The 21,242-nt window shown below is 71.1% G+C and carries 12 protein-coding genes and 1 pseudogene; 6 read left to right on the forward strand and 7 right to left on the reverse strand.

Going from position 1 to position 21,242, the window contains the following annotated elements:
* Positions 1–124 precede the first annotated feature (124 nt).
* Positions 125–2,107, forward strand: a complete 1,983-nt coding sequence (locus tag ACLJTM_RS17930; protein WP_411104608.1) for a flavin monoamine oxidase family protein — start codon at positions 125–127, stop codon at positions 2,105–2,107.
* 74 nt (positions 2,108–2,181) lie between these two features.
* Here ACLJTM_RS17930 and ACLJTM_RS17935 read toward each other — a convergent pair whose 3' ends face one another.
* The 4 genes from ACLJTM_RS17935 to chvE all read right to left on the reverse strand — a co-directional run bounded on the left by ACLJTM_RS17935 (position 2,182) and on the right by chvE (position 8,976).
* Positions 2,182–4,098: a CASTOR/POLLUX-related putative ion channel gene (locus ACLJTM_RS17935; RefSeq protein ID WP_411104609.1), complete on the reverse strand. Its 1,917-nt coding sequence runs from the start codon at positions 4,096–4,098 to the stop codon at positions 2,182–2,184.
* 875 nt (positions 4,099–4,973) lie between these two features.
* Positions 4,974–6,209 (reverse strand): multiple monosaccharide ABC transporter permease, encoded by a 1,236-nt coding sequence (mmsB, locus tag ACLJTM_RS17940; protein WP_411104610.1) that lies wholly within the window; start codon positions 6,207–6,209, stop codon positions 4,974–4,976.
* Between the two features lie 3 nt (positions 6,210–6,212).
* Positions 6,213–7,760 carry a multiple monosaccharide ABC transporter ATP-binding protein gene (gene mmsA, locus ACLJTM_RS17945; protein WP_411104611.1) on the reverse strand — a complete coding sequence of 516 codons (1,548 nt, stop codon included), beginning with the start codon at positions 7,758–7,760 and terminating at the stop codon, positions 6,213–6,215.
* 121 nt (positions 7,761–7,881) lie between these two features.
* On the reverse strand, positions 7,882–8,976 hold the full coding sequence (chvE, locus tag ACLJTM_RS17950; protein ID WP_411104612.1) for a multiple monosaccharide ABC transporter substrate-binding protein: 1,095 nt from the start codon (positions 8,974–8,976) through the stop codon (positions 7,882–7,884).
* Positions 8,977–9,948: 972 nt separating this feature from the next.
* Between chvE and ACLJTM_RS17955 the strand changes: the two are divergent.
* Both ACLJTM_RS17955 and ACLJTM_RS17960 read left to right on the forward strand, forming a co-directional pair.
* A pseudogene (locus ACLJTM_RS17955) lies at positions 9,949–10,227 on the forward strand (transposase); the annotation flags it as partial.
* Positions 10,228–10,626: 399 nt separating this feature from the next.
* Positions 10,627–12,057 carry a non-reducing end alpha-L-arabinofuranosidase family hydrolase gene (locus ACLJTM_RS17960; RefSeq protein ID WP_411104613.1) on the forward strand — a complete coding sequence of 477 codons (1,431 nt, stop codon included), beginning with the start codon at positions 10,627–10,629 and terminating at the stop codon, positions 12,055–12,057.
* A 227-nt stretch (positions 12,058–12,284) separates the two neighbouring features.
* Here ACLJTM_RS17960 and xylA read toward each other — a convergent pair whose 3' ends face one another.
* Positions 12,285–13,457 carry a xylose isomerase gene (xylA, locus tag ACLJTM_RS17965; RefSeq protein WP_411104614.1) on the reverse strand — a complete coding sequence of 391 codons (1,173 nt, stop codon included), beginning with the start codon at positions 13,455–13,457 and terminating at the stop codon, positions 12,285–12,287.
* A 93-nt stretch (positions 13,458–13,550) separates the two neighbouring features.
* On the opposite strand from xylA, the gene xylB reads away from it, so the two are divergent.
* On the forward strand, positions 13,551–14,981 hold the full coding sequence (gene xylB, locus ACLJTM_RS17970) for a xylulokinase (RefSeq protein ID WP_411104615.1): 1,431 nt from the start codon (positions 13,551–13,553) through the stop codon (positions 14,979–14,981).
* A 13-nt stretch (positions 14,982–14,994) separates the two neighbouring features.
* On the forward strand, positions 14,995–16,206 hold the full coding sequence (locus tag ACLJTM_RS17975; RefSeq protein ID WP_411104616.1) for an ROK family protein: 1,212 nt from the start codon (positions 14,995–14,997) through the stop codon (positions 16,204–16,206).
* 186 nt (positions 16,207–16,392) lie between these two features.
* On the opposite strand, the gene araA is transcribed toward ACLJTM_RS17975, so the two are convergent.
* Complete coding sequence (gene araA, locus ACLJTM_RS17980) at positions 16,393–17,904, reverse strand: L-arabinose isomerase (RefSeq protein ID WP_411104617.1); 1,512 nt, start codon at positions 17,902–17,904, stop codon at positions 16,393–16,395.
* A gap of 85 nt (positions 17,905–17,989) precedes the next feature.
* Positions 17,990–19,684 carry a ribulokinase gene (locus ACLJTM_RS17985; protein WP_411104618.1) on the reverse strand — a complete coding sequence of 565 codons (1,695 nt, stop codon included), beginning with the start codon at positions 19,682–19,684 and terminating at the stop codon, positions 17,990–17,992.
* Between the two features lie 492 nt (positions 19,685–20,176).
* On the opposite strand from ACLJTM_RS17985, the gene ACLJTM_RS17990 reads away from it, so the two are divergent.
* Entirely contained in the window at positions 20,177–21,175 is a 999-nt protein-coding gene (locus ACLJTM_RS17990) for an ABC transporter substrate-binding protein (RefSeq protein ID WP_411104619.1), read from the forward strand.
* Positions 21,176–21,242: the final 67 nt, after the last annotated feature.

The following is a 21,242-nucleotide window of genomic DNA, read 5'->3' on the forward strand; positions in this document are numbered from 1 at the left end:
CCGGCCGGAGCGGTCGAAACCTCGTTCGTCAGCCGCGTGAGGCCGTCCCGCACGTCCGAGTGGTAGTTGCCCGCCCGGGGCCTTTTCGGCGTGGGGGCCGGGCGCGGACCGGAAGAGTTGCCCCATGATCATTGACCCGCCCCCCACCGCCGGCTCCCCGGACGACTCCGCACCCGGACCGGCGCCCGCCACCGGTACGGCATCCGCCCGCCGCCCCTCCCGCCGTACCGTCATCGCCGGCGCCGGCGCGCTGACCGTCGCGGGCGCCGGTGCGCTGGGCGTCGCCGCGGCCTCCGCCGAGACCCCGCGGACGGCGCCCGGCAGCGCCCGGCCCGACTGGGAGACCTGCCTCACCGTCGCCCGGGCCGTCCTCGTCCGGGACGCCGAGGACCAGCCGCTGGTGCCCCGGTACGCCGACGTCCTGCTGAAGAACGGGCTGCCCCGCTCCCGCATGCCCCGCAAGAAGGTCCTGGTGGTCGGCGCCGGACCGGCCGGACTCACCGCCGCCCACCTGCTGCGCGAGGCCGGGCACCAGGTGACCGTCATCGAGGCCAACGGCAACCGGGTGGGCGGCCGGATCAAGACCTTCCGCACCGGCGGGCACGAGAACTCCCCCGCCGTCTTCGCCGACCCCCGGCAGTACGCCGAAGCCGGCGCCATGCGCATCCCGGACAGCCACCCCCTGGTCACCGGCCTGATGGACAGCCTCGGCCTGCGGCGGAGGCGCTTCCACCTCGTCGACGTCGACGCCTCCGGCCGCCCCGCCCACCGCACCTGGATCCTCGTCAACGGCATCCGGGTCCGGCGCGGCGACTACGCCCGCAGCCCGCAGGCCGTCAACCGCTCCTTCGGGGTGCCCGCGGCCTTCGAGTCCGTGCCCGCCGCACAGATCCTGCGGAACGCCTTCGCCCCCGTACGCAAGGAGATCGAGGGCCGCAAGGACCGGGAGCTCGTCGAAGGCTGGGCCCGCGTCGTCCAGCGCTACGGCCACATGTCGATGTACCGCTTCCTGACCGAGGTGGCGCAGCTCGACGACCGGACCGTCGACCTGGTCGGCACCATCGAGAACCTCACCTCGCGCCTGCACCTCGCCTTCATCCACAGCTTCATCGGCGCCTCCCTGATCAGCCCCGACACCGCCTTCTACGAACTGCCCGACGGCACCGCCACCCTGGCCGACGCCCTCTACGCCCGGGTGAAGGACCTCGTCCGGCTCGACCGGCGCGCCACCCGCATCACCCACGACGAGGGCAGGGTGAGCATCGACACCGTCTCCGAGGGCCGCGGAGGAAGCCCCGTACGGCGGGAGACCTTCACCGGGGACAGTGCGATCATCACCGTGCCCTTCTCCGGCCTGCGCCACATCCAGGTCACCCCCGCCCTGTCCTACGGCAAACGGCGCGCCATCACCGAGCTGCACTACGACGCGGCCACCAAGGTGCTGCTGGAATTCAGCCGCCGCTGGTGGGAGTTCGACGAGGCGGACTGGAAGCGCGAACTGGAGGCCGTCAAGCCCGGCCTGTACCGGAACTACCAGGTCGCCCGGACCCCGGAGGACGGAGCCCTGCTGGGCGCCCACCCCTCGGTCCCCCCGGGCCACATCTCCGAGTCCCAGCGCGCCCATTACGCCGCCTGCCGCCGCACCACCCGCGACCAGCCCGAGGCGGCCGGGGTGATCGGCGGGGGCTCGGCCACCGACAACCCCAACCGGTTCATGTTCCAGCCCTCCTACCCGGTCGAGGGCAGCCCGGGCGGGGTCGTCCTCGCCTCCTACAGCTGGGCCGACGACGCCCTCAAGTGGGACTCCTTCGACGACGCGGAGCGCTACCCGCGCGCACTCGCCGGACTCCAGGAGGTGTTCGGACAGCGCATCGAGGTGTTCTACACCGGAGTCGGACGCACCCAGTCCTGGATGCGCGACCCCTACGCCTACGGCGAGGCCTCCGTCCTCCTGCCCGGCCAGCACACCGAGCTCCTCCCGTACGTCCGCGAGCCCGAGGGCCCGCTGCACTTCGCCGGCTGCCACACCTCGGTCAAGCCCGCCTGGATCGAGGGGGCCCTGGAGTCCGCGGTGCGCACCGCCCTGGAGGTCCACTCCGCGTCGTAGGGCGCGCCGGAGCCGCCGGCCCCCGGCGGCACGGCGGGCTCCCGGCGAGCAGAATCAGCTCCCGGCGAGCACGGTCAGCTCTCGGCGAGCACGATCAGCCAGTCCCCGTCGGTGAACCGCACCGGCTGCCGCTTGTCGGGGTTGATCCGCACCCCGTGGGCGGGAGCCGTGGCGGCCTCCGCACGCAACCGGTACCCGATCGCACACTCGCCCCGCCGCCGGGCGGACTCGACGAGGGTGGCGAAGGCGACCTCGCCGTCCGCCCGGACGTAGTCCGTGACCGGCTTCAGGTACAGCTCGTGGCCCTCCGCCCGGAACAACTCCTCGAAGACGGCGGCGAGGTGGCGGCTCTCGGAGATCTGGGTCATCAGCAGGCTGATCAGCCGTCCGCTGACGATGAAGTCCGCGCCCTCCCGGGCGGGGGCGAGCAGCCGGTTGCCGTCGTCGGACATCTCGGTGGTCAGCGCCAGCTCCCGGTGGGCCGCCTGCGCGACGGCCCGCAGGTGCAGCAGGGTGACCAGCGTCCGGTCGTCGGCCTGGGACTCGCTCCGCGCATCGGACCCCGCCTCCGCCAGCGGATCCGTCTCGCCGATCACGATCACGCTGTCGTACGCGGGCACGTCCAGCTTGTCCAGGACCCGCGGATCGGTGATGTCCCCGGCCAGGAAGGTCACTTCGAGGTTGCTGCGGGACGCCGCGGCCGCCCGGGCGCTGCGCGCGGTCACCTCGTCGCCGAGAGCCACCACGTCCAGGGTGGTGCCGGGATTCACGTACTCGTCGAGCTGCTCCACGATGAGCGGGGCGCGCCGGTTCCAGCCGAGCAGGAGCAGGCGTTCCGCGGGGCGGGGGAGCGGGCGGGACGAGAGGATCGCGCCCTCGTCGACCCAGCAGGCGGCGTCCGCGGGCAGGGCCGTGTCGTCGTCCTGGGTGACGACGAGGATCCGGTCGCCCGCCTCGATGGGCGTCCGGCCGTCCGGGTTGAGCACCACGCCCCCGCCGGGACCGAGCAGGCCGACCACCGAGGACGTGGTGAAGGCGAGCAGGGCCTCGCCGAAGGTCCGTCCGACGAGGTCCCCGGCGGGGACGGTGTAGAACTCGTCTCCGTCGAAGTCCAGCAACTCCTGGTAGACGAGCGAGAGTCCGGGCTGGCGGGCGGTCTGGACGAGGAGCCGGGCGACGATGTCGTCCACGCAGAGCACGTGCCCGCCGGGACCGGCGGCCAGCCGCGCGGTGAGGTGGTTGCGGGTGTCCCGGACGGCGGCGACCACCACCGCGCCACCGGCGCCGGGCGTCGCCGCGTCCAGGGCGAGCAGGGTCTTCACCACCTGGGCATCGCCGGTCTCCCCGTCGGGCGGCAGGACGAGCACGGCCTTCGCGCTCTGCGGGCTGACCCGGGCCAGCTCCGCCGGGTCGGTGGTCCGGCCGGTGCGGCAGATGATCCGGGTCCGCCCGGTGTCCGGGACACGCGTGGCGATGGCCTCCTCCATCTCCACCTTGTCCATCGGGGCGAGGACGGCCAGCGCCGAACGCCGCTGGTTGGCGTTGGCGGCGACCAGCTCCCCGACCACCGGGAAGATCTGGTCGGACCAGCCCAGCACGACGGTGTGCCGGGTCTCCAGCACGGTGGAGTGGCCCAGGCGCAGGTCCATGATGCGCTGGTTGATCCCGGTGGTGATCACGCTGACGAGCGTGGACACGTACAGCAGGGCGACCAGGGCGAGGGCCACGGAGGCGAGGACGTACAGGGGCGGCCCGACCGCCCCGCCGATCTTCAGGGTCTGCCCCACGCTGACCCACACGGCGGTGAGCTTGCCCCGCAGGTTGTCCGGGGCCGTCTGGTCCGCCCAGACGAGGACGGCGCTGGCCGGGAGGACGACGGCGAGGCAGGCCGCGGCCAGCCAGCCCACCAGCGCGGCGGTCCCACCCGCCACCAGGTGGTCGAACAGGTAGCGCAGCCGCAGCCGGACGGACGCCTTGTGCTGCCCCGCCATAACGAGCTCCCGAGCTGAGACCACGCACCCACCGAGCGGCTGCCCGCCACTCCCCGGCCCACGTTAGACACTTCCGGCGCATCCGCCCTCCTCGAAGGCCCGGCCCTCACCCGGAGGAATGAACGCCCCTGCCGGGCACTCCCGTGCCCAACCGCACCATCGCCGCACACCTCGACCGCGGCCCGGCCTTCAGCCAGGGCTACGGCATGACCGAGACGTCCCCCGGAGTCCTCTGCCCGGACAGGGAGCAGGCCCCGGTTAAGGCGGGCTCAACCGACATGCCGCAGACACGGAGGCTGCCACCGACGGCCACTGGCTCGCCCTACCCGCCTTCGGCTTCGGACCGGCCGGTACCTCCAAGGGTCCGATCCGGCGCGGGGCCCTTTCCGGGGCCCTTGCCCGTTGCTCCGCCGCTGCCTGCCGTCTGGAGTGAACCTCTGCGGACAGACCGTGGGGAAACCGAACGGTCGTGCAGTCTGCATGTCTGTCCGTTCGAAGATCCGATGCGAGGTGCACTGCCTTGTCGCCGCAGGACGCGAGAGGGTTGCCGACGGTGGGAAGCAGGTGCGCGGCGGGTCCCCCGCGAGGCCCACGGCGGCGAAGCACAGCTGCTGTACGGGGACGCCGTCATCGACCTCGGGCCGGACGCCCTCGCCTTCGACCGGTGACGCTGGGGATGGGCGGAACGCTCACCGTGCCGGGCAGGCAGCTCGGGCACCCCCGGCGGATCAGCGAGTCCGACACCGGCCGCCACCGGAATCTGCGAGGCCTGACCGACCGACGGGATGTCAACCGCCTCGCGGAGGCCCAGGCATGACGACCGGAGCGGTCCTCCCCGAGCGGGCGGAAGGCGCCGCGCCGGGGAGGGGGCAGGGTCAGCCTCCGGCCTTGCGCTTGTTGTAGACGTCGAACCCGACGGCTGCCAGCAGTACCAAGCCCTTGATCACCTGCTGGTAGTCGGTACCCACGCCGACCAGCGACATGCCGTTGTTCAGCACGCCCAGCACCAGCCCGCCGGTCAGCGCACCGAGGACGGTACCCACACCGCCGCTCGCGGAGGCGCCGCCGATGAAGGCTGCGGCGATCGCCTCCAGCTCGAAGTTGATGCCGGCTTGCGGCGTACCCGCGTTGAGCCGCGCGGCGAAGACCATCCCGGCCAGGGCCGCGAGGACGCCCATGTTCACGAAGGCCAGGAAGACGACCCGCTTGCTCTTCACCCCGGACAGCCGCGCCGCCGCCTCATTTCCGCCGATGGCGTAGGTGTGCCGGCCGAGGATCGAGTTGCGCATCACGTATCCGAAGCCGACCAGCAGGACGCCGAGGATCAGCAGCACGATCGGCACCCCGTGGTAGCTGGCCAGCAGCAGGGTGAAGGCCACCACGGCCGCGGTGATCGCGCCGAGCTTGACCAGGAACAGGCCGGACGGGAGCGGTTCCAACCCGTACGCGGCGGCCCGCCGCCGCCCGCGCACCTCCTGCAGGATCGCGACGGCCAGCACCACGAGGCCCAGCAGCAGGGTGAGGTTGTGGTAGTCGGTGTGGGGGCCGACCGCGGGGAGGAAGCCGCTGCTGATGTTCTGGAAGCCCTTGGGGAACGGCGCCACCGACTGGCCCTGAAGGAGGATCTGGGTCCCACCGCGGAACAGCAGCATGCCGGCCAGCGTGACGATGAACGAGGGTATGCCGAGATAGGCGATCCAGAACCCCTGCCAGGCTCCGGCGAGGGCTCCGATCAGCAGCGCGGCCACCAGCGCCACGGGCCACGGCGCGTGGTGTTTGACCATCATCACCGCCGCGGCCGCCCCGACGAAGGCGGCGAGCGACCCGACCGACAGGTCGATGTGCCCGGCGATGATGACGATCATCATGCCGATGGCCAGGATGAGGATGTAGCCGTTCTGTTGGATCAGATTGGTGATGTTGAGCGGCTGGAGCAGGATGCCGCCCGTCCAGAACTGGAACAGCAGCACGATCAGCGCCAGCGCGAGCAGCATCCCGTACTGGCGCAGGTTGCCGCGCAGCGCTCGGGCCAGTACGGCACCGGCCGAAGGCCGTCGGCCGGGCTCCGGTGCGTGGGGCGCGGTGTCGGGGGTGGTCTTGGTCTGGGCCATGCCTCACACCTGCTTGTCGGGGTATGCCGCGCTCATGGTCATGAGCCGCATGAGGGATTCCTGGGTGGCTTCCGCGCGGTTGACCTCACCGGTGATCCGGCCTTCGGCCATGGTGTAGATCCGGTCGCACAGGCCCAGGAGTTCGGGGAGTTCGGAGGAGATGACGAGCACCGCCTTGCCCTGGGCGGCGAGTTCGGCGATGACGGTGTAGATCTCGGCCTTGGCGCCGATGTCGATGCCCCGGGTGGGTTCGTCGAGGATCAGCACCTCCGGCTCGGCGAAGATCCACTTGCTGAGGACGACCTTCTGCTGGTTGCCGCCGCTGAGTTTGCCGGTCTCTGCGAACACCGAGGGGGCCTTGATGTTCATGGACCGCCGGAAGGATTCGGCCACCTTTGCCTCCTCGTGCCGGTCGACCCAGCCCCGCCGGGCGACCTTGCCGAGGGCGCTCAGCGAGATGTTCCGGCTGATGTCGTCGCCCAGGTTGAGGCCGAGCTGCTTGCGGTCCTCGGTCACGTAGGCGATGCCGTGCCCGATCGCCTCCGGCACCGTCCGGGTACGGATCTCCCGGCCGTCCAGCCGCACCCGGCCGCTGGTCCACCGCCCGTACGAGCGGCCGAAGACGCTCATGGCCAGTTCGGTGCGGCCGGCGCCCATGAGGCCGGCGATGCCGACGATCTCGCCTCGACGGACGGTGAGGGAGACGCCGTCGACCACCTTGCGTCGGTGGTCGATCGGGTGTCGGACGCCCCAGTCCTCGATCTCGAAGGCGACCTCACCGATCTCTGAGGTGTGCTCGGGGTAGCGGTGTTCCAGGTCGCGGCCGACCATGCCGCGGATGATCCGCTCCTCGGAGATGCCCTCCGAACCGATCGCGATGGTCTCGATGGTCCGCCCGTCGCGCAGGATGGTGACGGCATCGGCGACCCGGGCGATCTCGTTCAGCTTGTGCGAGATGAGGATGCAGGAGATGCCCTGGGCCTTGAGTTCGAGGATCAGGTCGAGCAGCTTGCGGCTGTCCTCGTCGTTCAGGGCGGCCGTCGGCTCGTCCAGGATGAGCAGCTTGACCTTCTTGGCGAGCGCCTTGGCGATCTCGACCAACTGCTGTTTGCCCACTCCGAGGTCGGCGATCCGGGTGTGCGGGCTCTCGCCGAGTCCGACCTGCCGGATCAGCGCGGCGGCGTGGGTCAGCGTCTTGTGCCAGCTGATGACGCCCCGGGTGGCGTGCTCGTTGCCGAGGAAGATGTTCTCGGCGATGGACAGGTAGGGCACCAGCGCGAGTTCCTGGTGGATGATCACGATGCCGCGCTGCTCGCTGGCCCGGATGTCCCTGAACCGGCAGGGCTCGCCCTCGAAGGAGATCTCGCCCTGGTAGCTGCCGTGGGGGTGGACCCCGCTGAGTACCTTCATCAGCGTGGACTTGCCGGCGCCGTTCTCGCCACAGACGGCGTGCACCTCGCCCGCGGCGACGGTCAGGTTGACCTCGGAGAGGGCCTTGACGCCGGGAAACGTCTTGCTGATCGACCGCATCTCGAGAACGGGTCGGGCCATGGTTGTGCATCCGTATCGTCGGGGCGGTGCGGTGCCGGGTGGTCCGGGTGGTCCCGGGTGGTCCCACGGGCCTCGCACCGCCGTGTCGTCGTCGCCGGACCCGTCGGTCGGGCTCCGTGGGCTACTTGAGCTGGTCCGCGGTGTACTGGCCGCCGTCCACCAGGACCTTCCGATAGTTCTCCTTGTCGACGCTGACCGGCTGGAGCAGCTGCGCCGGTACGGTCTTGACGCCGTTGTCGTACTGGCCGGTGTCGTTGACCTCGGGCTTGCCCCCGGTCAGCAGTGCGTCGCCCATCTGGACTGCCGCCTTGGCCAGTTGGCGGGTGTCCTTGTAGACGGTCTGGGTCTGCTCACCCGCGATGATCGACTTCACCGAGGCCAGCTCGCCGTCCTGGCCCGTGACGACGGGAAGGGGCTGGCCGGCGCCGTAGCCGACGCCCTTGAGCGAGGAGATGATGCCGATCGAGATGCCGTCGTACGGCGAGAGCACGGCGTCGACGCGTGCGGCGGTGTACGACTTGCTGAGCAGGTTGTCCATCCGGGACTGGGCGAGGCCGCCGTCCCAGCGCAGCGTGGCGATCTGGTTGAAGGAGGTCTGGCCGCTCTGCACGACCAGCTTCTTGTCGTCGATGTACGGCTTGAGGACGCTCATCGCACCGCTGAAGAAGAACGTGGCGTTGTTGTCGTCCGGTGAGCCGGCGAACAGCTCGATGTTGAACGGGCCCTTGCCGTCCTTGAGGCCGAGCTTTTCGACGATGTAACTGCCCTGGAGGACGCCGACCTTGTGGTTGTCGAAGGTTGCGTAGTAGTCGACGTTCCCGGTGCCGCGGATCAGCCGGTCGTAGGAGATGACGGGGACGTGGGCGTCGGCGGCCTTCTGCAGCACGTTGGTGAGCGAGGAACCGTCGATGGCGGCGATCACCAGCAGCTTGGCGCCCTTGGTGATCATGTTCTCCACCTGAGAGACCTGGTTCTCCACGACGTTGTCGCCGTACTGGAGATCGGTCTTGTAACCCTTGGCCTGGAACTCCTTGACCATGTTGTTGCCGTCATTGATCCAGCGCTCCGACGACTTGGTCGGCATCGCGATGCCGACGAGGCCGCCTTTGACCTCCCCGCCGCCCCCGCCCTCGCCCGCGCCGTTGGCGCTCTGGCCGCAGGCTGCCAGCGACAGCGTCAGACCCAGGGTGACAAGGCCCGCTGAAAGCTTCCGCACAGTTCCTCCAGTGATGTTCCGCGACCGGCACGGTGCGACCCGGTTGGGAGAAACCGGAAGCGGTCGAGCGGGGCCGACCGGGAGCCGGTTCCTCGCACTGTGTGAAGTCCGGGTTCGCGGCTCCGGCCTGGCGTTACCTGAGTGTTAACGCTCACAAGTGTGCCGTCAAGGGTCTGTTCGGATCGCCGTCGGGGCAACGGCGGTGCGGGGATCGCCGTTGCGCGCGATGCATCTCCGCGATGCATCTCCGCGATGCATCTCCGCATCGAGCACGTCCGGGGCGGGCTGACCGCAAGCAGCGGCTTCTGCGGCTGGGGTGAGGCGTATCCACGAGTGGACAGGGTCATGGTCCTGGGCACCTCGCCTGCCTCTCGCCGACCGTTCGTCTGCTCGCGGGCGGGAGTGTGACGGGGTTGGGAGGGGCCCGCCCCGCCCCGGTGTGCCAGTTCCGTGGCGCACGTCGCGGTCGGATCCAGCAGCCGGCCGAGGGTCCCATGGCTGCGTGCAGAAAGGATCCGGGCCCCGAGGCGGTGACCAGGCACGTTACCTGCTGCCCGGTCTCGGCTGCCGCGCCGTGCACGATCCGGGCGGCCGGGGTCGGTGGCCTGGTCTGAGGTCTTTTACTGCGCGTTCGGACCGCCCATGCGGAGGAGCGACGGAGCGCAGAGGCTCTGGGTATGGCTCGTTGCCTTGCTCGGTCAGTATGGCTTGGTGCAACGGGGCCGCCCCGAGCCTCGCGGCGACTCGACCGCCCATGGGGATTCGCGACTCGATCGCTTGGTGAGACACGTCGGCGGGCCCGCCTGCGGGAACGGTGTGGCGACGCGCCGGCGGAAAAATTCGTTCCCGAGATCGGGGCCGGACGGGACATCGGCGAGAAGCACGACCACGCGGAGGTGATCACCGTGGACGGAGAGCGGCTGCTGTCCCGCCGCCTCATGAACGACGGGACAGAACTGCTCCAGCGCGACCGGCGGTGACCCCACCGCTTTCGCCGGCCCCGCCTACCTGGCTGCGTTTGCCGGCCTGGCACCCGTCCCCTGGAACTCCGAGAAGGTCGGCGGGCACCTGCGCAGACCCCGCCGCCACCGCCGCGGCCTCCAGCGGGCCCTCTACCTCTCCGCGCAGGTCAGCGCATTCATCCGCCCGGTCTCCACGGCGTACGAAGACCGGAAGGGGAGGGAAGGCGAAGGGCGCAAGCCGGCAGTCCGCGCCCTCGCCCGGTGCCGCGTCAAGGTTCTCGGGCCTTGATCCGCGACCACACGCCTTTCCGGGCCGCCCCAGTCCGCGGCAGAGCCGCTGGGCTTCAGGTCGGCAGTACGGCGCCGTTGCGGGGGGAGGCCGACTTGCTGTGTCCCGGTCCGCCAACTTGCCGTGCGGTCAGGTCGCCTGATGGTGATTCAGTGAACCGCCGGACTCTTGCAGAAAATCTTGACAGCCGGTCAGCCCCCTGGTCTCCTGCCCCCAGCGCCGATGTTCGAGCTGCAAATTGTTAGCGCTAACAATACTCCGGCGTCCCCACACTCCAGGGGACACACCTTGTCGCCGCTCCGACGGGCCGTGCCCGATTCAGTCGGATCCGCAGGCGCCGACGGCAGGTCGCCCCTGCCTCACCGAGTGACAGCTCATCAGGTCACAAAGGAGATCTCCATGCGCAGACAAACTTCCGGCCGCAGACGACTCCCTGCGGTGCTCGCCGCCGCGGTTGCGGCCCTGGCCGCGTTGGCGGGGCTGCTCGTCGGCGGCCCGGCTCAGGCGGCCACCACCAGCAACGTGCGCGGTGTTGCTTCCGGCCGCTGTCTCGATGTGGCGGGCTTCAGCCAGGCCGACGGCGCAAACGTGAACATCTGGGACTGCCACGGTGGAACCAACCAGCAGTGGACGTTGACGGGCGGCAGCCGGTTGACCGTGTACGGCAACAAGTGCCTGGATGTCCGGGGCGGCGCCACCACGTCCGGGACCCCGGTGCAGATCTGGACGTGCAACGGCAGCGAGAACCAGCAGTGGCGGGTGAACCCCGACGGCACGATCGTCGGCGTGCGGTCCGGGCTGTGCCTGGAGGTCTCGGGCTGGGGTACGGCCAACGGCACGGGGGTGCAGGTCTGGTCGTGCCACGGCGGCACCAACCAGAAGTGGACCGGCCTGTCCGGGGCGGGCAATTCGTGTGATCTTCCGTCGACCTACCGGTGGACCTCCACGGCCCCGCTGGCGCAGCCGGCGAACGGGAAACTCGCGCTGAAGGACTTCAGCACCACCACGTACAACGGCAAGCACCTGGTCTACGCGACCACCTCCAACGGAACGACGTGGGGCTCGACGGCGTTCAGTCCCTTCACGAACTGGTCGGACATGGGGGCGGCCACCCAGACCGGGATGAACGAGCCCGCGGTGGCGCCCGAACTGTTCTACTTCGCGCCCAAGAACGTCTGGGTGATGGTGTCCCAGTGGAGTCAGTGGCCGCTCTACTACCGCACGTCCAGCGACCCCACCAACCCCAACGGCTGGTCCGCCGCGCAGCCGCTGTTCACCGGCAGCCTCCCTGCGGGCCCCGGGGGCCAGAGGGACGCCCCGATCGACCCGACCATGATCGCCGACGACCAGGACATGTACCTGTTCTTCGCCGCCGACAACGGCAAGATCTACCGGGCGAGCATGCCGATCGGGAACTTCCCGGGCAACTTCGGCTCCTCGTACACGACGGTCATGAGCGACGCGAAGGACCTCCTGTTCGAGGCGCCGGAGGTCTACAAGGTGCAGGGCCGGAACCAGTACCTCATGATCGTTGAGGCGCAGGGTTCGAACCGCTACTTCCGCTCGTTCACCGCCTCCAGCCTGAACGGTCCGTGGACCGTCCAGGCCGGCAGCGAGAGCAGCCCCTTCGCGGGCCAGGCCAACAGCGGTTCCACCTGGGCCAAGGGCGTCAGCCACGGCGACCTGGTCCGCAACAACCCCGACCAGACCATGACCATCGATCCCTGCAACCTGCGGTTCCTCTACCAGGGCCTCCCCACCGACACACCGGCGGGCACTGACTACCTGAAGCTCCCGTATCGGCCGGGTCTGCTCACCCTGCAGCGCTGACCCGCCCGAGCCGCGGTGATCGCGATGTGGTGCGGTCCGCCGACGGTTTGACGAGCGGTTCACGGTGCGGGCGACTCCACCTGCTGACCCCTACCCATCGCACCGGGGAACCCCGGCCGCGCATCGGGCGGGGTTTCCTCATCCCTGTCCCTTACCGCTCCCATGCGGCCACGGAGCAGGGGAGCCGGGCCGTGGAACGCCACGGCCCGGCTCTCGGGTGCACCGGCTCAGCGGGCGCCGAGGAGGTGTTCGAGGGCGAGCTGGTCCAGCTGCTCGAAGGCCATGCCGCGGCGGGCGGCGGCATCGACGTCGAATGCGTCGAAGGCGGAACGGTCGGCCAGTAGCCCGGCCAGGCCGTCCTCGGCGGTGGGAAGGGCCAGTTCGGGCAGCCGGGAGGCGGCGAGCGCGGCCTGCACCTCCGGATCGGAGCGGAAGGCGCGGGCACGCTCCGCCAGGAGCAGGTAGGTGCGCATGCAGCCGGCCGCCGAGGCCCAGACTCCGGCGGAGTCCTCGGTGCGCGGCGGCTTGAAGTCGAAGTGGCGGGGGCCTTCGTAGCCGGCCGACTCCAGCAGGTCGACCAGCCAGAAGGCCTGGCGCAGGTCGCCCGCGCCGAAGCGCAGGTCCTGGTCGAACTTGATGCCGGACTGGCCGTTGAGGTCGATGTGGAACAGTTTGCCGTGCCACAGCGCCTGGGCGATGCCGTGCGGGACGTTCAACCCGGCCATCTGCTCATGGCCGACCTCCGGGTTGAGACCGACCCGCTCTGGCCGCTCCAGCTCGTTGATGAACGCCAGGGCGTGGCCGATGGTGGGCAGCAGGATGTCGCCGCGCGGCTCGTTGGGCTTGGGTTCGATCGCGAAGCGCAGGTCGTATCCCTGGTTCTCGACGTACTCGCCCAGCAGGTCGAAGGCCTCCTTCAGCCGGTCGAGTGCGGAGCGCACGTCCTTGGCCGCGCCCGACTCCGCGCCTTCGCGGCCGCCCCAGGCGACGTAGACCGAGGCGCCGAGTTCCACGGCCAGGTCGATGTTGCGGATCGTCTTGCGCAGCGCGTACCGGCGGACGTCACGGTCGTTCGCGGTGAAGGCGCCGTCCTTGAACACCGGGTGGGTGAAGAGGTTCGTCGTGGCCATCGGCACCTTCAGCCCGGCCGTGTCGAGTGCGGTGCGAAAGCGCTTGACCGCCTGCTCGCGGGCGGCGTCCCCGGCGCCGAAGGGGATCAGGTCGTCGTCGTGGAAGGTGACGCCGTAGGCGCCGAGCTCGGCCAGCCGCTCCACGCTCTCGACCGGGTCGAGGGCGGGTCGGGTGGCGTCACCGAAGGGGTCCCGCCCCTGCCAGCCGACGGTCCACAGGCCGAAGGTGAACTTGTGCGCGGGGGTGGGGACGAGCGGGTCGCTGGTCATGAGGCGCTCCGGATCTGGGCCGAGGGCTATTTGTAAGGGCGAAAAACAAATTAGTATGCCGAGACGCCAGACGGAACCCCACCGGAGGAACGCATGTCTGCTCAGCGTGTCGTGATCGGTGTCGACAGCTCGACCCAGTCCACCAAGGCCCTCGCCGTCGACCTGGACACCGGTGCCGTCCTGGGCGAGGGCCGCGCCCCGCACGCCGTCAGCGCGGGCGCCGGACGAGAGAGCGACCCCGAACAGTGGTGGCGGGCACTCGCCGAGGCCGTGGCAGGCACCGGCTGGGCGGATCGCGCCGCCGCCTGCTCGATCGCCGGCCAGCAGCACGGCCTGGTCACCCTCGACGCGGCCGGACGGCCGGTGCGCCCGGCACTGCTCTGGAACGACGTCCGCTCCGCCCCGCAGGCCGCCGAACTCGCGGCCGCATTCGGCGCGGCAGAGCTCGCCCGCCGCACCGGAAGCGTCCCCACGGCCGCCTTCACGGCCGCCAAATGGGCCTGGCTGCACGCGAACGAGCGGGCCGCCGGCGACCGCGTCGCGGCCGTCCGGCTTCCCCACGACTTCCTGACGGAGCGGCTGACCGGTGAGGCGGTGACGGACCGCGGAGACGTCTCGGGAACCGGCTGGTGGGGGCCGGACGGCTACGACCAGGACGTCCTCGGCCGGATCGGCCTCGACCCCGGGATGCTGCCGCAGGTCCTGGCGCCGGGAGCCCGGGCGGGCGTCGTCCGGGCCGGGATGCCGCTGCGCGAGGGCGCACCGGTGGCGACCGGGACCGGCGACAACATGGCCGCCGCCCTCGGTCTGGGCCTGACCCCCGGACGGCCGGTGCTGAGCCTCGGCACCTCCGGCACCGTCTACGCCGTCGGCCGGACCCGGCCCGCCGACCCGAGCGGAACCGTCGCCGGCTTCGCCGACGCCCTCGGCGGCTGGCTGCCGTTGGCCTGCACGCTCAACTGCACCCTTGCCGTCGATCGCTTCGCCGCCCTCGTCGGCCGCGACCGCGAGGCCGTCGAAGGAGGCGGCACGGTGGTGGTGCTTCCCTACCTGGACGGCGAGCGCACCCCCGACCTCCCGGGTGCTTCCGGCCTCGTGCACGGCCTGCGCCACGACACCACGCCGGGCCAGCTGCTCCAGGCAGCCTACGACGGCGCCGCCCACGCCCTGCTCGCGGCACTGGACGACGTGCTGCGCGCCGGAGGCGAGAGCCCAGCACCGGACGAACCCCTGCTGCTGATCGGCGGCGGAGCCCGCGGCCGGGCCTGGCAGCGGACCGTCCTGCGACTGTCCGGCCGAGCGGTCCAGGTGCCCGAGGCCCGGGAACTGGTCGCGCTCGGGGCCGCCGCCCAGGCCGCAGCACTGCTCACCGGTGAGCCCGCCGATGCCGTCGCCCGGCGCTGGCGGACCGCCGAGGGCCGGGTACTGGAGCCCGTACCCCGTGACGACGAAACGCTCGAACGGATCACCAGTACGCTGCGGCGGGCGCGGGCCTTGCAGGAGGTCCCGCCGGGAGAACGATAGGAGAGTCGGGTCGATGACGGGGACCGGCAGGGCGAGCGGGGGCGCGGAGGCCGCGCCCGCCTCGCAGCAGGGGATGCGCCGGCGGAACCTCGCGGCGGTGATCGGCGTGGTCGCCGCGCACGGACCGCTCTCCCGGGCGGACGTGGCCGGGCTCACGGGCCTGACCAGGCCGGCCGTCTCCTCCATGGTCGACGAGCTCATCGGCCGGGGAGCACTGACCGAGACGGAGACCGCACCCAGCGGACGGGTCGGCCGTCCCGGACGGGCGCTGGCCCTGAACGACCGGGGTCCCGCGGGCCTCGGCCTGGAGATCGGCGTCACCCACCTCGCCGCGTGCGTCGTGGACCTGCGCGGTGAACCCCGGGTCTGGCGTCGCGTGGAGCGGGCCAACGCGGGCCGGCCGGCCGGAGAGGTGCTGGCGGAGGCCGCCGCGCTGGGCGCCGAGGCCGAGTCCGAGGCCGCGGACCTCGGCCTGCGCGTCGATGGCCGCGTCCTGGCCGTGCCGGGGGTGGTGCCGAACACGCCGGACGGGCTGGTCGCGAACGCGCCGAACCTCGGCTGGCAGGCAGTGCGCCCCGCCGACCACTGGCCCGACCCCGACACCGCGCCCGAGCCGGAGAACGAAGCCAACCTCGGGGCGCTGGCCGAGCAGTGGCACCGGGGCGACCCCGCCGAGACCTTCGTACACGTCTCCGCCGAGGCCGGAATCGGTGCCGCACTGGTCATTGGCGGAAAGCTGTTCCGGGGCGCCCGCGGCTTCGCGGGCGAACTCGGTCACCTGCCCGTCCACCCGGAGGGCGCCCCCTGCGCCTGCGGGGCACGCGGCTGCCTGGAGCAGTACGCGGGCGAAGCGGCCGTGCTGCGCGAGGCCGGGCTGGGACAGGTCGGCGACCCGGTGGCCCTGCTCGCCGAGCGGGCAGCCGCCGGGGACGCCGCGACCCGGCGCGCCCTGGACCGCGCAGGGCGTGCCCTGGGCCTCGCCCTGACCTCGGCGGTGAACCTGATCGACCCGGACGGCCTCGTCCTGGGCGGCGCCTACGCCGAACTCGCGGAGTGGCTCCTCCCGTCGGTACGCGCCGAACTGGCCGCCCGGGTCACCGTCCGGCCCTGGAACCCGGAGGCGGTACGCCGCTCCGCCCTGGGGCGCAGCGGACCGGTCCTCGGTGCGGCATGGTCGACGGCCCAACAGATCATCGCCGACCCCACCCGCTTGCCGGCCCGGTAGCGCCGTGACCGCGTCGGTTCGCCTGGCTGGTGGCCGCTGTTCCCCGGTGCACCGGGGCGGTGAGCCGTCGACCGCGCTCACAGCGCGTCTCGCACGGACGGGCGGCCGGACACTGCTCCACGGCCGCGAGGTGAACGGCTCCGGCCGGTACCCGGGCTGCGCGGACCGTGCCGGGCTTCGGCTGGTTCACAGCCCCAGTGCCAGCCGGTGGTAGGCCTGGTTCCAGCGGAGGTCGCGCCGGAACTGCTTCGGGGTGGTGGTCTCGTCGATGAGGGCGAGTTCGAGGCGGAGCATCTCCGCCAGGTCGTCCAGGTGGTCGGAGGTGAGGGCGGTGCTGAGGACGGTGTGGTGCGGTCCTCCGGCCGTCAGCCAGGATTCGGTGGAGGTCCGCAGGTCGGGGCGGGGCCGCCAGACCGCGCGGGCGACGGGCAGGGCCGGCAGCGGGTGAGGGGGCGCCACCACCTCGATGTCGTTGGCGATCAGGCGGAAGCGGTCGCCGAGGTCGGCGAGCCCGACCACCACGGCCGGGCCGGGGGCCGCGTCGAACACCAGGCGCACCGGGTCCTCCCGCCCGCCGATGCCCAGGGGGTGGATCTCGCAGCTGGGCCTGGCGGCGGCGATGCTGGGGCAGACCTCCAGCATGTGCGCGCCGAGGATGAGTTCGTTGCCGGGTGTCAGGTCGTAGGTGTAGTCCTCCATGAAGGAGGTGCCGCCCGGGAGGCCGGCGGCAGCCACTTTGAGGGCGCGCAGCAGGACGGCGGTCTTCCAGTCGCCTTCTCCTCCGAAGCCGTACCCCTGGGACATGAGCCGCTGCACGGCGAGTCCGGGCAGCTGGCGCAGTCCGCCCAGGTCCTCGAAGTTGGTGGTGAAGGCCCCGAAGCCGCCCGTTTCGAGGAAGGTGCGCAGGCCGGCTTCGATGCGGGCCGCGTAACGCAGCGCGTCGTGCCGTTCGCCGCCCGGTCGCAGTTCCGGCGCCAGGTCGTACAGGTCGGCGTACTCCTCGACGAGGGAGGCCACCTCGGTCTCGTCCGCGCCGTCGACGACCTCCACAAGGTCGTTGACGCCGTAGGTGTTGACGGAGACGCCGAAGCGCAGCTGGGCCTCGACCTTGTCGCCCTCGGTGACGGCTACGTCGCGCATGTTGTCGCCGAAGCGGGCGACCTTGAGGGTGGCCAGTTCGGACCGCGCGGCGGCCGCCCGCGCCCAGACCGCGACGCGCGCGCTCGTCACCGGATCGGTGACATGGCCCGCCACGGTCTTGCGGGGTACGCCGAGACGGGTCTGGATGTGCCCGAACTCGCGGTCCCCGTGCGCGGCTTGGTTGAGGTTCATGAAATCCATGTCGATGGTGTCCCAGGGCAGGGCCACGTTCGACTGGGTGTGGAGGTGCAGCAACGGCTTGCGCAGCGCGTCCAGTCCGGCGATCCACATCTTGGCCGGCGAGAAGGTGTGCATCCAGGTGATGAGCCCGGTGCACCGATCGTCGGCGTTCGCGTCGAGGCACACCCGGCGGATGGCGTCGGCATCGGTCAGTACCGGCTTCCACACCACACGCGTGGGAATGCCGGAGGCGTCGGCCAGCGCGGTGGCTATCTGCCGCGACTGTTCGGCGACCTGCTTCAGCGTCTCCTCCCCGTACAGGCCTTGGCTGCCGGTGAGGAACCAGATCTCCTGGGCGGGGAATGTTCGGCTGGGCACATGGACTCCTGAAGGTGACGTCCCGCAGCACTGGTGAGGGCGGTGCGCGGGCGGGGATTCGGGAACGGACAACGGGGGCGGGGGGTCAGCCCGCGGTGTGGGTCGCGTCGCGGAGGTGCCGCAGGCGGTGCAGCAGGCCGCCCGTGGCGAAGTGGTCGTGCAGGAGCCGGTATTCGGCGAAGAGGGCGTCGTAAGCGTCGGCCCGCGCGCCGTCGGGCACGTAGACGGCCGGCAGCCGGCGGCCCATGGCGGCGGTGGCCGTCCGTACGTCGCCGTACGCGCCGGCGGCCACGGCGGCGTGGATGGCCGACCCGAGGGCGGGGCCCTGGTCGGACGCGGCGAGGGAGACGGGGCGGCGCAGCACGTCGGAGTAGATCTGCATCAGCAGTTCGTTCTTGGCCAGTCCGCCCGCGACGATGAACTCGTGGACCGGTACGCCGCCTGCTTCCAGGGCCTCCACGATGACGCGGGTGCCGAACGCCGTGGCTTCGAGCAGTGCGCGGTAGACGTCCTCCGGGCGGGTCGCGAGGGTGAGACCCACGATGACTCCGGAGAGGTGGTGGTCGACGAGGACCGAACGGTTGCCGTTCAGCCAGTCGAGGGCGACCAGTCCGTGTCCGCCGACCGGCTGGCCGGCGGCCTTCCGGGTCAGCAGGGTGTGCAGGTCCTCACCCCGCTCGGCGGCCTCGGCGAGGTAGTCCGACGGGACGCCTTGGTCCAGCACCCAGGCGAAGATGTCACCGACCGCGCTCTGGCCGGCCTCGTAGCCGTAGGTCCCCTCGACGATCCCGCCGGCCACGACACCGCAGATGCCGGGGACGTCGGCCAGGACGGGGGCGTTCACGACGTGGCAGGTGGAGGTCCCCATGATGGCGAGCAGTTGTCCGTCCTCGACGGCCTGGGCCGCCGCCGCGGTGACATGGGCGTCGACGTTGCCCGCGGCCACGGCGATGCCGGGCCGCAGCCCTGTCCACGCGGCCGCCTCCGTACTGAGCGAGCCCACGCGTGAGCCCAGAGCGGAGAGGGGGAATGCGAGGCGGGCGCGTGCGAAGTCGGCGAACCCGGGGTTCAGCGCGGCCAGGTACTCCTCGCTCGGATAGGCGCCGTCCTGGTGGATGCCCTTGTATCCGGCGGTGCAGGCGTTGCGGGACTCGCTTCCGGTGAGCTGCCACACGATCCAGTCGGCGGCCTCGATCCACCGCGCGCAGCGTTCGTAGACGAGCGGATCCTCCTCCAGGACCTGCAGCGCCTTCGCGAACTGCCACTCGGCGGAGATCCGGCCACCGTAGCGGGCGATCCACTTCTCCCCGCGGGCGTGGGCGAGTTCGTTGATGCGGTCGGCATGGGACTGGGCGGCGTGGTGCTTCCACAGCTTGGGCCAGGCGTGCGGCCGTCCGGCGAGCTCGGTCTCGGCGAGGGGAGTCCCGTCGGCCAGCGTGGGCAGGACGGTGCAGGCCGTGAAGTCGGTGGCGATGCCGATCACCGCGGCGGGATCGACCCCTGCCGCCGCCAGGGCCTGCGGGACGGCGTGGCGCAGTACGTCCCGCCAGTCCTGGGGGTGTTGCAGGGCCCAGTCCGGGGGCAGCGGCACGCCGCCTTGCGGCAGGTACCGGTCGATGACGCCGTGCCGGTAGGCGTGGACGGCCGCGGCCAGTTCCTGACCGTCGCGAACCCGCACCACCACGGCGCGGCCCGACAGCGTGCCGAAGTCGACGCCGACCGTGTACTGCTCCGATTCCTCGGAACACGGGGCGGGCGCGAGGAGAGGGGGTGACGTCAACAGAGTGCCTTTCGAAGGAGCCGTGGGGCGGCACGCGGCGCGGCGCGGCAGCCGGAGATGCCGTCCCGACCATCCTGGCGGTCGTCGGAGGCCGATGAGCTTGCAGTGTGAGCGCTAACAATGTCGAGAGGCAAGGGTTCTGCGTGGATCATGTGGGAGATCCGCCGGGCGCGGCGGCCCTCGTACACGGGAGCCTCGCCCCGATGTGTCCCTGATTCCAGGCGGGTTGATCTCTCCGACTCGGGGGGCGGGGTCGATGGTCGCGCGAACGGCTGGAGCCTGCCTTGTTGTCGCACACCGCGCGGTAACGGACAGGTAACGCGCGCACAGGGGTTGAGAACCCGGCTTGTTAGCGCTCACAATGCGACGGCGCCCCCTCAAAAGCAGCCAGCTCCTGCCACCCCGCCCCGGCCCCGCCACGCCCTGACCACGGGCGCAGCCCGGCACCGGCCGTGCGGAGCATCATCCGTGGCCCCCGAAAGGACACCCGTCATGGCTCGCAGAGCAGCCCTTGCCCTCACCGTCGCCCTCCTCGCCTCCTCGGCGTTGACCGCCTGCTCGACCGAGGGCCCCGCCTCCGCCCCGGCCGCCGGGGTCACAACGGGCTCCGGCGGCGCCATCACCATGGGCTTCGCCCAGGTCGGCGCCGAGAGCGGTTGGCGTACCGCCAACACCAAGTCCGTCCAGGAGGCGGCGAAGAAGGCCGGTATCGAACTCAAGTTCTCCGATGCGCAACAGAAACAGGAGAACCAGATCAAGGCGATCCGCACCTTCATCCAGCAGAAGGTCGACGTGATCGCCTTCTCGCCGGTCGTGGAGTCCGGCTGGGACACGGTGCTGAAGGAGGCCAAGGACGCGGGCATCCCGGTCATCCTCACCGACCGCGCCGTGGACACCAAGGACACCACCCTCTACAAGACCTTCCTGGGCTCGGACTTCGTCAAGGAGGGCAAGTCCGCGGGCGAGTGGCTGACCGGCGCCTACGCGAACGAACAGGGCCCGGTCAACATCGTCGAGCTCCAGGGCACCACGGGCTCCGCACCCGCCAACGACCGCAAGGCCGGCTTCGCCGACGCCATCGGCGCCGACGGCAAATTCAAGATCGTCGCCTCGCAGACGGGCGACTTCACCCGCGCCAAGGGCAAGGAGGTCATGCAGGCGTTCTTGAAGTCCCAGAAGGACATCGACGTCCTCTACGCCCACAACGACGACATGGCCCTCGGCGCCATCCAGGCCATCGAGGAGTCCGGCAAGAAGCCCGGTACGGACATCAAGGTGATCTCGGTGGACGGGATCAAGGACGCCTTCGTCGCCATGACCGAGGGCAAGATCAACGTCGTGGTGGAGTGCAACCCGATGCTCGGCGACCAGCTGATGGAGCTGGCCAAGAAGGTCGTGGCGGGGGAGAGCGTGCCGACCCGGGTCGAGACCCAGGAGGGCGTCTTCCCGCAGGACAAGGCCGCGGCCGCCCTGCCGACGCGGACCTACTGAACCCGGAACAACTGAACCCGGAACTACTGAAACGGCAGACTCCGGTGCCTCCTTCACCAACCGGAGC

The sequence above is a fragment of the Streptomyces sp. cmx-4-9 genome, from assembly GCF_046548835.1.
Lineage (GTDB): Bacteria > Actinomycetota > Actinomycetes > Streptomycetales > Streptomycetaceae > Streptomyces.